We start from the raw sequence: 12,704 nt of genomic DNA, 5'->3' as shown, positions 1-12,704 counted from the left end.
GGGCGCTCTTAGCGCCTGCCGGTAGGGTCAGTCGTCGTGAAGCGTTCCGACGGCAGGACATTCGACGAACTTCGCCCGGTAATGATCACTCGTGGCTGGCAGGACCATGCTGAGGGTTCGGTATTGATCGAATTCGGGCGGACGCGGGTGTTGTGCGCCGCGTCCGTGACCGAGGGCGTACCACGCTGGCGTAAGGGCAGCGGCCTGGGCTGGGTGACCGCGGAGTACGCGATGTTGCCGCGGGCGACGAACACCCGCAACGACCGTGAGTCGGTGCGGGGGCGCATCGGTGGCCGGACTCATGAGATCTCCCGGCTGATCGGCCGCAGCCTGCGCGTCTGCATCGATCTCAAGCTCCTCGGCGAGAACACGATTGCGATCGACTGTGACGTCCTGGTGGCCGACGGCGGTACCCGTACCGCCTCCATCACCGGCGCCTATGTGGCTTTGTCCGACGCGTGCGCCTGGCTGGGCCGCCCGGATGCGGTGATCCGCAGTGTGGCCGCGGTGAGCGTCGGCGTCGTCGGCGGTCAGCCCGTGCTGGACCTCGCCTATGACGAGGACGCCGCTGCCGATACCGACATGAACGTGGTCTGCACGGGTGACGCCGGCTTTGTCGAGGTTCAGGGCACGGCGGAGGGCATGCCCTTCGACCGGGCCATGCTCGACCAGCTGCTTGATCTGGCCGTCCGGGGGTGCACACGGCTGACCGACATCCAGCGGGCGGCACTCGCCCAGGTGCGTCCGGTGCCGTCGGGAGGGCCGCGCCCCGCGTCCCGCGCGTCCGCCCGGTGATCGCCGATGATTGCGGATGGAGGCCTTGCGCGCAGTGCGGTCGGGCCGGCCCGTGTCGTATTGGCGAGCCGCAATAACGCCAAGATCGTCGAGCTGGGCCGTATTCTCGCGGCCACGGGGCTGACCATCGAGCTGCTGGCGTTGCCCGATGGCCCGGAGGTTCCCGAGACCGGGGCCACCTTTGCCGAAAATGCCCTGATCAAGGCGCGGGACGCGGTACGGGTCACCGGTCTGCCTGCCGTGGCGGACGATTCAGGGCTCGCGGTCGATGCCCTCAACGGGATGCCCGGGGTGCTGTCCGCGCGCTGGGCCGGGTCGCGGCTGCGGGTGTCCCCAGCGGAGCGGGACGCCGCCAACAACGCGCTCCTGCTGGCCCAGCTGGCCGATGTGCCCGCGGCGCGGCGCGGCGCGGTGTTCGTGTGCGCGGCGGCCCTGGTGATCCCGGGCGGGGGCGAACAGGTCGTGCACGGCGAGATGCGCGGACGGCTGCTGACCGCGGCGCGCGGGACCGGCGGTTTCGGTTACGACCCGTTGTTCGTGCCGGACGGCGAGGAGCGGACCAGCGCGGAACTCAGCCCGGCCGAGAAGGACGCTATCAGTCATCGGGGACGGGCGTTCGCAGAGCTTGCGGGCGTCCTGCGGGGGCAGCTGGGCGTCTGAGCGGCTTCCGCCGGCCGCTCTCCGCCCATCTTCGGGGAGCGGCCGGACATGTCCGGAGAGTTATATCTGGCGATCTGTTAGCGGAGATTTGGACACGTTCCGTGATTGACCTCCCGTCACTGCGCAGGCGGCGGTGAAATCCGGCAAAAGACATGGCAGTAGACCACGCCAAAACGGGTACATGGAGGCCAATTGCCGTGTAAGCTAGAACCACCTGTAATCGATCAGTGACTATTTGCTATCGGCAGGGTAGGTTAAGGACGCGGCTGAGGTGTCCGGGTCGTTCCCATCCGTCCCCGACTCGTGACACCCCAGTCGCGTCCTCGATCACCCTCGGTGTGCGCTGGTCTGAGTCATGGGTGCGCGAGCGTTGGCGCGCCGGGCGCTGGCGGCGCTCAGGCGCGGAACCTGACGACGATCTCCGGCGGGGCCGCGGCTCCTGAACTGGTGATGGTCATGATGGTGTGCCAGCAGCCTGCCTGACCGCGGTGGGATCAACTGTCTACCGCCGCGTCGGCGTCCTCCGGGTGCGGGTGCGGGTGGCTGGTGAGATGGCCGAACGCGGTGTGGGCATCGTCCGCCGCGCGGCAGCGGCCCATGTCGATCTCTTCCTGGATCTCCGGGTTGGCGCACAGCACTGCCGCCGGCCACCACCGTTCGACCACATCCTGGACGGCATCCAGGTCGGACTGGTTGTCGGCGTGCGCCAGCGCGTTTCGGAACTCCGCCTCGAACTCTGCCCTGCGGTCCGGGTCGAGGGCGGCATGCACGCCTGGCCCTGTCTTGTTCACCCGGATCCGCACCCCATGCGGCGAGGTTGTCACGTCCGCGTCAGCCATGCGCTTATTGTCTCGTCCGGCTGTCCGCACCCCAGGCGGGGCCTGACCGCTCGCGGCAGGTATCGCGGCAGGTACGAGGGCGGTAGGTATGAGGGATGAACCTGGACGCCGATGAGGTACGCGGCCGGTTTGCCGCCGCTGAGGTTGCCCGGCTGGCCACGGCGGACGCGAGCGGGCAGCCCCACTTGGTGCCCATCACCTTCGCACTGCACGACGATGTGATCGTGACCGTGGTGGACCACAAGCCCAAACGGTCGATGGCTCTGCGTCGCTTAGCCGACATCGCGGTCAACCCGAGGGTCAGCCTGATCGTCGATTACTACGCGAACGACTGGAACCTGCTGTGGTGGGCTCGAGCCGACGGTGTCGCCCGCATTCTCGATGACGGATCCGCCTGGCATGACGCGATTGACCAGCTGGTGGCAAAGTACGATCAGTACCGCGAGCGCCGGCCGGTGGGCCAGGTCATTCTCGTTGAGGTCCGCCGCTGGATCGGCTGGGCCTGTCTCGGGCACGCGCAGCCTCCTGGGGAACCCGCGGGCGCTCCCGTGGCGCCCACCGGCCGGCGCGTACCGCCCGGTCTGCCCGTTGCCCCGCCCGGTCTGCCGGCTGTCCCAGGCGGTACGCCCGGCTGTACCGGCCTCGCCTACTGATCCGTACGTGGTGGTCACCTGCGGGTAACGCGGTTATCACATGATCAGACGACTCTTGCATAGTGAATCTTGTCTTTGGGCGAGATGCGACGGGACGCCAAGCCGCGTCGTGCTCGGGCCATTGGGGCGTGTCGGGGCTGACCGGGTGTGCCGGCAGCGCGCGCCCGGCATGCGATGCGGGGGTACCGAACGAGCGATTGGGAGGAGGCGGTGGGGCCGGTGGCGGCAACCAGCGCGAACGCGGACGACGGTGACGACGCTGACGACGGGACCGGTGACGGCGGGGCTGCGCGCGGGCAGCTGCCCGTCCTGTACGGGGTCATTCGTTTTGAGTCGGGGGAGACGCGGCAGATTCGTGACGCGACGGTCACTTTTGGTTCGGCCGAGTCAGCGGAACTGTTCGCGGTTGAGAACGGTTGGCATGATTACCAGGTCACGCCACTTTTCTTCTTCGTGGACATCGCCGCGACGGCTGGGATCCGGATGTCGCCGGATGCCGTGTTGGTGTGGGCGGGCGGCCGGTCCGCCATACGGTGAGATGGAGAGCGTTCGGTAGCTGATGGGCCGGGCCGGCGGTGGGCCAGCGGTGGGCCAGCGGTGAGCCGGCCCATCAGCGTCGCCGCCCGGTGTACTCCACCAACCCGCCGCCTGGGCCTGTGGGCACGCCACCAGCCTGGTTGCGCGGAAAAAAGATCACGGAAAACCACGGCCGAACAGTTCCACCTGCAATTTCTCGGTACCGGCGTACCGGCGTACCGGCGTACCGCGGGGCGCGGGCGCGCGGGCAGCGGCTCATGACATCGACGATAAACACGGTACGGCCGTTCGCCAATGCGCCGAAAGCCGTTTCCGTACCGTCCAGGGTGATTGTTGACGGGACACGCGAATCTGTCGGAGCCCGGCCTTTCAGCAGCCGCCGGCGGTCCGCTAACGGATGTTGGGATTTCAGGAAGCAACCGGGTCGCGCAACGGATACACACCGGCCATATGCGTATCATGTCGTGATCTGATCACGATCGGCCTGAGTGACACATCCCACTCGGGGAACAGTCAAGGTGCGGTTTATTTCATGCTATTTCCGGCCAAACCGGTTGCCTGGCCGGTGAGCGGCACGCTGTCCGGCGAACCCCTTGAATGAAGGTCCGTGCGCCGGATGTACGTTGTTCAGCATCCGTTATGAATCTCGATCTACCCTGACGCCATGACGCCAGGCTGGATAGCCGCCGAAAAAGCGGGTCCCGCGACAGCAGCTGACGGGACCGCCGTCGTGCTGCCCCCGGTCACCATTCCCCACCAGCGCATTACTCACCCGTTGGTGCGGGATGCGTCCGGTGGGTGTGCACTGGACGCGCTTTCACCGGCGGCGTTGCGGCCGCATTGGCCTCGTGTTCGCGTGGGATGGCCGCGCCAGCCCCGCGCGCTGATCGGGATCGCCATCGCGATCCCGATGGTCCTGCTGCTTGTGACCAGGTTTCGCACCGAGGTAACCGCCAAGCTGTCGAACGTCGCGGCTCCCGCCTGGCCTTGGCTTGTGGTGTGCGGGTTCGCCTCCGCCCTGTTCTTCCTGGCCAACGCGCTGGCCCTACGCGCGGCCAGCGGGCTGCCGCTGCGGCTGCACACGGCGACAGGGGTGCAGCTCGCGGCCGCGGCGGCGAACCGGCTACTGCCGGCGGGCCTTGGAGCGATCGCGGTGAACGTGCGCTACCTGGAACGCCAACGGCTCACCCGGTCAGCCGGGCTGGGTGCCGTCGCCGCGGTGAAGGTTGTCGTGGCGCTCGCGCATGTGGCCGGAATCGTGCTTGTCACCGGGCTGGCGAACGGTCCAGGTGCCGGAAACGCGATGAGCGCGCCCGTTGAGCTGATCAATCGGCACATGCGTTCCAGGCTGGCCTTTGGATGCGTCGCGGGCTGCCTGCTTGCCTGCGCCATGCTCAGTGCGCACCCCCGGATCCGGAACCGATTGAAACCTCCGCTGGCAGCCACCGGCAGGCATCTCCTGCTGCTCGCCCGTTCCCCGCGGCGGACCGCGATCCTGCTCGCCTCCGCCGCCGGCATCAAAATCACCCAAATCGTGGCGTTGGCGTCGTGCGTCTGGGCGTTCAACGGCTCTGGGACCTTGCTGTCCATCGCGACGATCTACCTGATCGGTGCGGCAGTGGCCGGAGCCGTGCCGACGGCGGGCAACGTCGGGGCGCTCGAGCCGGCGCTGGCCCTCGGTCTCACCGCCGTCGGGGGCGACGCCGCGTCCATGCTCGCCGCTGTTCTCGTGTACAGACTGATCAGCTACTGGCTTCCGGTACTACCCGGGATGGTGACGCTGACCGCCCTGCGCCGCCGCGACGTACTGTGATCTCCTTGCTATGATCTTCGTACTGTCGCCCCGCCCGGGGTTCCCGATACCTCGCGGCGCTGGCCGCGGGTTGCCGCTGTCGCGGGCGGTGCCGGCAGGTCAGCCGACGCCGAGTCCTTTGGCGACCCGAGCGCCGAGGTCCGGGTCGACGTCGCGCCAGTACTCCACGACCCGCCGCTGGACCTCGGGCTGAACATCCTGGGATGCATGCCCGACGATGTTGCTCACCAGATGGTCACGGTCGGTGTCGGACATCACGTCCCGGTACAGGGCGCCCGCCTGGCCGAAGTCACTGTCGTCACGGTGCGGTGTGTACGCCGACCGCACGAACTCGCCGTCAGCCGCCCACACCGCGTCGTCGGCGTACCGGGCCGTGTCGGCCCGGGGCCCGCCGTAGCTGTTCGGCGCGTACACCGGGTCGCGGGACGGCTCGTAACGCATCGCGCCGTCCTTGTTGTAGGAGCTGACCGGAGATTTCGGGCGATTAATCGGTAGCTGTAGATAATTTGGGCCAATCCGGTGACGATGCGTGTCCGGATAGGAGAACAGTCGGCCAAGCAACATCTTGTCCGGGCTCGGGCCGATCCCGGGCACCATGTTGGCCGGTTCAAAGGATGCCTGTTCCACTTCGGTAAAGTAGTCGCCGGGATTACGGTTCAGGACCATACGGCCGATCGTGATCGGCGGATAGTCCGCGTGCGGCCAGACCTTGGTCAGATCAAAGGGGTTGAAACGGTAGGTGGCCGCAGCCGCGAACGGCATGAGCTGAATTTCCAGTCGCCAAGACGGATAGTCACCATTGTGGATCGACGACGCGAGATCACGGATATGGCGGTCCGGGTCGATCGCAACCGTCGCCTTCGCCTCGCCGTCGGTGAAGTTGTCGATGCCCTGCTCGGTCTTGAAGTGATACTTCACCCAGAACCGTTCATGTGCCGCGTTCACCCACATGAAGGTGTGGCTGCCGTAACCGTTCATATGCCGCCAGGAACGCGGCGTTCCGCGATCGCTCATCAAAATCAGTACCTGGTGAGCCGACTCGGGTGACAGCGTCCAGAAGTCCCACTGCATGTTGTTGTCGCGCAGGTGGGTGTCGGCCCGCCGCTTCTGCGAGCGGATGAAGTCCTGGAACTTGCTCGGGTCACGTACGAAGAAGATCGGCGTATTGTTGCCGACCAGATCGTAGTTGCCGTCCTCGGTGTAGAACTTGATCGCGAAACCACGCGGGTCGCGGACCGTGTCAGCGCTGCCAAGCTCCCCGGCCACGGTGGAGAACCGGACGAACACGTCGGTGCGCTTGCCCACCTCGGAGAGGAACGCGGCCCTGGTGTACCTGGTGACCTCCGCGGTCACCTCGAAATAGCCGTGCGCGCCGCCCCCTTTGGCGTGAACAACGCGCTCGGGCACCCGCTCCCGGTTGAACTGCGCCATCTTCTGGAGCAGATAGTGATCCTGAAGCAGCAGCGGGCCATCCGGGCCGACTGACAGCGAATGCTCGTCACTCGGCGCCGGGATCCCCGCGTCCGTCGTTGTCGGGCGTGCCGGGTTGGCGGGTACCGGGTTGGCAGGTGGTCGAGACTCCGTCATTGAGGCTCACTCCTGTCCTGTCGTCGCGGCCCTGCCGCTCGACGGGGCCTGCTTGGAGCGACCGGCAACGGGGGAGGCGGCATCGCGGGGCTATCGGCGGGGCCGGGGCACGCGCCTCGCGGCATCGCTGTCCATCCATTGCCGCGCGATGCACGTGCCCCAGCCCCATTCCTTGATCTACCCCCCTGCTGCCGGGCGCTCGTACGTCGGGGGACGAGGAAGGCCTACCCACCCGCGCGGCTCGGAAAGCCATGGAATCCGACGCTCTATGCCGGCTCGTTCAGGGCCGGCTCGTTCAGGCGCAGGACCGCACGCGTCTCGTGCTCATGCCCGAGGATGGACAGCCCACCGGCATCCAGGACGAAACGGGCGCCGAAAGCCGGATCCAGCTCCAGCCAGCGCACGACCAGCACCCGCAGCATGTGGCCATGCCCGACCAGGGCGACATCACCTCGTTCCAGGTACGGCAGGACACGTCCGATCACCCGGTCAGCGCGGCTACCGACCTGCGCGGGGGTCTCGCCCCCGGGGGTGGGCCCGCTCCACACCGTCCACCCCGGCACCGATCGGCGGATGTCAGGCGTTGTGATGCCCTCGAACTCTCCGTAGTTCCATTCGGCAAGATCATCCCAGTGCTCGAACCGGGCCACTCTCGCGCCGGCACGGCCGGCCGGGCCAGCCACGCGGGTGAGGCCGGCGAGTTCGGCCGTCCGCAGGGCACGCCGCTTCGGGCTCGCCGCGACCAGCAGGAAGGACCAGAGCGCGAGCCTGCCGGCGAGGCGGACGGCCTGCTTCTCCCCGTCCGGGGTAAGCGGCACGTCCGTCACCCCGGTGTGCTGGCCGGACCGGCTCCAGGCGGTCTCGCCATGGCGGATCAACACAAGCCGGCCTGATGGAACAGACACCGACCCTCCCGCACATCGCCTCCGGACATCGGGAGATCACACGACGCGCGTGGACGTCACCAGGCTCGCCGCCGCCGGCGCCGACGGCGGCCGGCGCCGACAACCAGCAGCAGGACACTCCCCGTTATGATCACGCGATCCCAGCGGACGGTGCGTCGCAGGACAAAAGGCGATCCGGTGCCGCCCGCCAGAACCTGGCCGTCTCGCGCCTCATCAACGGCGAAAGTCTTCTCGCCATCCCCGTCAAAGCCCGCGGTAATCGCATCAGGCCCGGCGAATGTGCCGGAGATCACTTTTTGGCGGAGCTCAGCCACCCGGCCCCTGATCTGCTCACCGGTCCGTTCGGCAATCCTTCTGGGACTCACGAGCTCGGCAATCGCGTCTAGAGTCACCGCCAGCTCGGCGCGGGTATTCTCGATCTGCTGCTGGATGGCAGCCGGGTCCTGCGGCACCGATGTCGCCCTTTCCTCCGCGCGATGACTGCCTACCTGATCTTTGGCCCCGTTGGCCTGGGCACCTCGGGAGACTCGCATATCTGGCAACACTGGACCACCCGAAAATACCCGTCCACCGTGTGAAAACACCGTGACGGCCATGAACGGCCGGACCGACGCCGGGGAACCAGTGGCCGTCCGCGGCACGATCACCGGAAACCGGTGAATCGCGGAGCGGGGCGACGGCTGGCCCGCGGTGCTGCCGAGGATCGTGCCAGAACGGGCACCCAGGCGCGAGGCGAAACGGCGGTGGAGCGGCACAGCTCACCAGCCTCGCTGGAGGCAGCCGGAGACTGGCGGAGAGCACGGCCCACGCACCGGTTGTCTACCCTGGTTGGGTGAACTGCCGACCGTGTCCGGGCGAGGAGCGGCCCCGGTGCGCTGTTCGCCCGGCTCTGTCCACGGTGAAGGCGGCTTGGCGCGGACCGCTCGGGCAGGGGGCCCGGCTCGCCGTCCCATCCGTCGCGCTGGCGATGCCTACTCATCTGCCGTCGGCCGGTCTGCCGTCGGCCGGTCTGCCGTCGGCCGGTCTGCCGTCGGCCGGTCTGCCGTCGGCCGGTCTGCCGTCGGCCGGTCTGCCGTCGGCCGGTCTGCCGTCGGCCGGTCTGCCGTCGGCCGGTCTGCCGTCGGCCGGACCGGGGCCAGGCCTCGTACCGAGCTTCTTTGCCATGATTGGCCTGATCGTGATCGTCGCTGGCTGGCGGGCCGCGGGCTGGCGCCCTTGGCTCGACGGCCCGGTGGGATACGCGGCGGCGCTCGGGACCCAGGCCGGCCCGCACGGGCTCCTCAACATGGGCCACGCCGCAAACTCCCGGTCCTCCCTGGTGCGCCGGATGCCCAGGTATTGCGGGTATTGCCCGTTGTCCGCGGCCGCAGGCGCCCACGCGGGCCGGCCCGCCGTCCCGGTCATTCCCGATGTTCGTACGGCTTCCGCTCAGTACGAGGAGTTATGCCACTATCTTTCCATTTCGCGCGCCGTCGACGCCGGCTGCTCGCCACCGTGCCGCTGGCCGCGCTCGTATTCGTCGCTGCCGGCTGTTCCTCGGGCAGCGAATCAGCAGTCACCATCTTGGATGACTCCGGGGCGTCCAAGGGACTACGCGGAACCGCGCTCCCTCAGCCGATCGACAAGCCGGCCCTGAATCTGACGGACACCGCCGGAGCCCCGTTCGATCTGCGATCCCGGACCGCGGGAAAGGTCACCCTGCTGTTCTTCGGCTACACCCACTGCCCGGATGTCTGCCCGACGACGATGGCCGACATCGCGGCGGCACTCAACGTGGTACCGGCCTCGGTACGCGCGCAGGTGGCGACGGTGTTCGTCACCACCGATCCCGACCGCGACACCGGTGTCGTACTCGATCAGTGGCTGAACCAGTTCGACCCGTCCTTCGTGGGTGTCCGAGGCACCCTGGCGCAGATACACGCGCAGGCGGACGCTCTCGGCATCCCGCTGGAGGAACCGGTCCGCCAGTCGAACGGTATGTATACCGTTACGCATGGTACGCAAGTCATGGCATTCACCAAGGACAACAAAGCCAGCGTCCTGTACCTGGCCGGAACGCAGGTCGCCGACTACGTCCATGACCTGCCGGTCCTGGCCGACACCGGAAAGACGACGTGACCCACGAAACAGGTGACCTCGTGACAGCGGAGCGGGAAGCGGACAGCCCCGTGAACATTCCGGGTGGTGACGTCCCAGGCGGCGCCGCTCCAGAAATGATTATGGCCGTCCGGGCACCGGCCCAGGCCTGGCTCACTGGTCCACGGGCCATACGGGCACTCGCGACCGTCCTGCGATTCGGCCTGGCCGCGCTCTGGCTCGCCGCCGGCGTCCTGAAAATCAACGATCCGCAGGGAATGGTGCGTTCGGTCCGGGCCTTCCGCATTCTGCCCGAATCCTTCGTTCATCCGGTTGCCTATGCGGTCCCGTTCGTTGAGATCGCCCTCGGGCTGCTGCTGCTTGTGGGGCTGACCGTGCGGGTTGGTGCTGTTGTGTCCACGCTGCTGCTCGCCACCTACATCGCGGCAATCACAGCCGCGGCGGCACGCGGTCTGCACATCGAGTGCGGCTGTTTCTCCGCTGGCGGCGACCTGACAGCGGGCGCACCCACCCATTACACCGAGGAAATCGTGCGGGACAGCCTGCTCCTGCTCGCAAGTGGCCTGCTGGTGAGCTGGCCATACAGCGTGCTGGCCCTCGACCGCCTCCTCGACCGACCGTTCCAGGAGAGCTCATGAGCGCCACGTCAGACAAGGGCCGGCAGAAAGACGCCCCGGCCGGACGCCGGCCCGCGGGCCGCGAGGAAGCCCGGCGGGAGAAGGCCGCCGCGGCCCGAGCCGCCGAAATCGCGCGCGCCCGGCGGCGCCAACGTACGATCATCGCTTTCACTGTCGTGGCCGTGCTTGCCCTGGTCGGCGTGATCGGCTTTGTCATCCAGAACAGCCGAGCGGTATCAACGCCTGTCGTGGTGCCGGCGAACGCGACCGGCAGCGACAACGGAATCGTCGTCGGAAAAGCAGCCGCCGCGGTCACCGTCGATTTCTACGAAGACTTTCAGTGCCCTGTCTGTGAAAATCTCGAGACATCGCTTGGCGGCACCATCCAGCAAATGATCGACAGCGGGAAAATCAGGGCTGTCTACCACATGATGTCGTTTATCGGGCCGGAGTCCGTCCGGGCCGCGAATGCCGGCGCGGCCGCCGCCCAGGAGAACAAGTTCAAAGAATACCATGACATTCTCTACGCCAATCAGCCACGTGAGCGGACCGGCGGTTTCACCAACGCTACATTGATCGGGCTCGGCGACAAGGTCGGGCTGACTTCCACGGCATTCACCGACGCGGTGAACAACGGGACGTACAAAGGCTATGTCGCGAAGGTGGAGGACGACGCGTCCAAGCGCGGTGTGACCGGCACCCCGACCGTGTTCGTCAATGGCAGCGAGCTTGCCGCGCAGGCCCTGACACCGCAGGGCTTCACCGACGCGGTGGCCGCTGCCGGTGGCGGCGGCAGCGGCGGTAACGCCACACCCACCGGATAGTCCCCCGCGGGCGCGCGCAAAACCACCAACGCACCCGTGGGAGCGCCCGGCAGCACAGGTACAGCGCACCGCGTTCTGCCGTGTCGTCCCGCGGCGCTCGGGCACGATACGGCAGGACGCGGCGACACGAGGTGAGATAACGGCTATGGACGCCGCGCAGTGGGACCGTCGGCACACCGGAGCCGGCCTGGTGTGGACCGCCGAGCCGAACCCGATCGTGATCGAACAACTCGCCGGCCTGCGCCCGGGCCGCGCCCTCGACCTGGCCTGCGGGGTCGGCCGCAACGCCGTCTGGCTTGCCTCGCAGGGCTGGCGGGTCACCGGTCTGGACTTCTCGGAAGTCGCGATCCGCAAGGCGCGGGAGCTCTCCCGCCGATTCGACGTGACACCAGAGTGGATCAAAGCCGATGTCCTGGAATGGACACCAAGGCCCATGTCATACAATCTTGTTACTATCTGCTATCTTCATCTTCCGCCTGGTGAACGGCGCACGATCCTGTATGACGCGATGAAAGCAGTCATTCCAGGTGGGACGCTGCTGGTGCTCGGGCACGATCGCGCCACCCTCACTCTCGGACGCGGCGACGGCCGCAAGCCCAGCGGACCGGCTGATCCCCAAAGCCTGCTCAGCCCCGACGAACTGCTGGACGCCGACGAACTGCTGACGGAACTGGCTGACGGCCCGCCCCTGCGAATCAGTCGAGCTGGCCGCGTACCGCATCCGATCAACCCGGATGACCGGCAGCTCAGCCCGGACGACCGGCAGCAAACGGTGATCGACACGCTGGTGGTGGGCATCCGGCCCGGCCCGGCGACCACCCATCCCGCGCTCGTCAAGCCGCTGCCAGAACTGATGACCGTCGGCAGATCCGCATCACGATCGCTGTCGCTGTCGGTCGGTGGGTTCCTCGTCGTTCACCGGATGCCCCACGTGGCCGAACTACGCCGGCTGCGCACCGCTGGCGGTCTGTCCGACCCCGGCCCCGAAGCCGCCGCGGACGCCATTGACGGCAGCCTCGCCGGACTGTGCGTTGAGGCCGTGCACGAACCAGGGCGCGCGGTCGGCTGTGGCCGCATCGTTGGGGACGGCCGTACCTTTCTGGTCATCATGGACGTCGCGATCGACCCCATGGTGTTCGCCGACGCCGACGCTGATGCCGACGTCGACCTGTCTGTTCTGATCATGAATGAACTACGCAGATGGGCCGCCAGCCAGGTTGATCCGACCTCGTTCGTCGGTGTCGCGACGGCGGCGGGGGTCGAGCCGCTCGCCATCCGTCACGCAACGGCGGAGCACTCACTTCCCGGGGAGCAGTCACTTCCCGGTGAGCAGGCGAGCGGGTTTGCGACAGGGCGGGCGTCCGACTAGCTTTCCGA

13 protein-coding genes are annotated in these 12,704 nt (G+C 67.6%); 9 read left to right on the top strand and 4 right to left on the bottom strand.

Annotated features, from left to right (window positions below; all coding sequences use genetic code 11):
• Positions 1–36 precede the first annotated feature (36 nt).
• Together rph and rdgB are read left to right on the top strand one after the other, a co-directional pair.
• On the top strand, positions 37–795 hold the full coding sequence (gene rph / locus MJ777_RS04335; protein WP_255723998.1) for a ribonuclease PH: 759 nt from the start codon (positions 37–39) through the stop codon (positions 793–795).
• Positions 796–801: 6 nt separating this feature from the next.
• Positions 802–1,455: an RdgB/HAM1 family non-canonical purine NTP pyrophosphatase gene (rdgB, locus tag MJ777_RS04330; RefSeq protein ID WP_239373332.1), complete on the top strand. Its 654-nt coding sequence runs from the start codon at positions 802–804 to the stop codon at positions 1,453–1,455.
• A gap of 494 nt (positions 1,456–1,949) precedes the next feature.
• On the opposite strand, the gene MJ777_RS04325 is transcribed toward rdgB, so the two are convergent.
• Positions 1,950–2,294: a DUF6247 family protein gene (locus MJ777_RS04325; RefSeq protein WP_239308677.1), complete on the bottom strand. Its 345-nt coding sequence runs from the start codon at positions 2,292–2,294 to the stop codon at positions 1,950–1,952.
• Positions 2,295–2,389: 95 nt separating this feature from the next.
• Here MJ777_RS04325 and MJ777_RS04320 point away from each other — a divergent pair, with 95 nt between their 5' ends.
• The 3 genes from MJ777_RS04320 (at position 2,390) to MJ777_RS04310 (ending at position 5,297) form a co-directional block, all read left to right on the top strand.
• On the top strand, positions 2,390–2,947 hold the full coding sequence (locus MJ777_RS04320) for a TIGR03668 family PPOX class F420-dependent oxidoreductase (RefSeq protein ID WP_239373330.1): 558 nt from the start codon (positions 2,390–2,392) through the stop codon (positions 2,945–2,947).
• A 219-nt stretch (positions 2,948–3,166) separates the two neighbouring features.
• A complete protein-coding gene (locus tag MJ777_RS04315; protein ID WP_239373328.1) occupies positions 3,167–3,484 on the top strand; it encodes a hypothetical protein in 318 nt (105 codons plus the stop codon).
• Positions 3,485–4,148: 664 nt separating this feature from the next.
• The gene (locus MJ777_RS04310; RefSeq protein ID WP_239346026.1) at positions 4,149–5,297 is read left to right on the top strand and encodes a YbhN family protein; all 1,149 of its coding nucleotides are present in this window, start codon (positions 4,149–4,151) and stop codon (positions 5,295–5,297) included.
• A gap of 99 nt (positions 5,298–5,396) precedes the next feature.
• On the opposite strand, the gene MJ777_RS04305 is transcribed toward MJ777_RS04310, so the two are convergent.
• The 3 genes from MJ777_RS04305 to MJ777_RS04295 form a co-directional block, all read right to left on the bottom strand.
• Positions 5,397–6,884, bottom strand: coding sequence for a catalase (locus MJ777_RS04305; protein WP_239373326.1), 1,488 nt, complete (start codon positions 6,882–6,884; stop codon positions 5,397–5,399).
• Between the two features lie 266 nt (positions 6,885–7,150).
• Positions 7,151–7,789 (bottom strand): histidine phosphatase family protein, encoded by a 639-nt coding sequence (locus MJ777_RS04300; RefSeq protein WP_239373324.1) that lies wholly within the window; start codon positions 7,787–7,789, stop codon positions 7,151–7,153.
• A gap of 56 nt (positions 7,790–7,845) precedes the next feature.
• On the bottom strand, positions 7,846–8,241 hold the full coding sequence (locus MJ777_RS04295) for a DUF3618 domain-containing protein (RefSeq protein WP_239346028.1): 396 nt from the start codon (positions 8,239–8,241) through the stop codon (positions 7,846–7,848).
• Between the two features lie 991 nt (positions 8,242–9,232).
• Here MJ777_RS04295 and MJ777_RS04290 point away from each other — a divergent pair.
• The 4 genes from MJ777_RS04290 to MJ777_RS04275 all read left to right on the top strand — a co-directional run bounded on the left by MJ777_RS04290 (position 9,233) and on the right by MJ777_RS04275 (position 12,696).
• Positions 9,233–9,907 carry an SCO family protein gene (locus MJ777_RS04290; protein ID WP_239346029.1) on the top strand — a complete coding sequence of 225 codons (675 nt, stop codon included), beginning with the start codon at positions 9,233–9,235 and terminating at the stop codon, positions 9,905–9,907.
• A complete protein-coding gene (locus MJ777_RS04285) occupies positions 9,904–10,524 on the top strand; it encodes a MauE/DoxX family redox-associated membrane protein (protein ID WP_370652640.1) in 621 nt (206 codons plus the stop codon). Before MJ777_RS04290 ends, MJ777_RS04285 begins: the two co-directional genes overlap by 4 nt.
• The gene (locus MJ777_RS04280) at positions 10,521–11,327 is read left to right on the top strand and encodes a thioredoxin domain-containing protein (protein ID WP_239373322.1); all 807 of its coding nucleotides are present in this window, start codon (positions 10,521–10,523) and stop codon (positions 11,325–11,327) included. The genes MJ777_RS04285 and MJ777_RS04280 overlap by 4 nt, the downstream gene beginning before the upstream one ends.
• Positions 11,328–11,472: 145 nt before the next feature.
• On the top strand, positions 11,473–12,696 hold the full coding sequence (locus tag MJ777_RS04275; protein WP_239373320.1) for a bifunctional 2-polyprenyl-6-hydroxyphenol methylase/3-demethylubiquinol 3-O-methyltransferase UbiG: 1,224 nt from the start codon (positions 11,473–11,475) through the stop codon (positions 12,694–12,696).
• The last annotated feature ends 8 nt before the right edge of the window (positions 12,697–12,704 follow it).

Origin of the sequence: Protofrankia sp. Cj5 (assembly GCF_917627405.1) — a bacterium.
Taxonomy (GTDB): domain Bacteria; phylum Actinomycetota; class Actinomycetes; order Frankiales; family Frankiaceae; genus Protofrankia.
The sequence above is the reverse complement of the archived record's forward strand: the minus strand, read 5'-3'. Positions and strand labels throughout refer to the sequence as shown.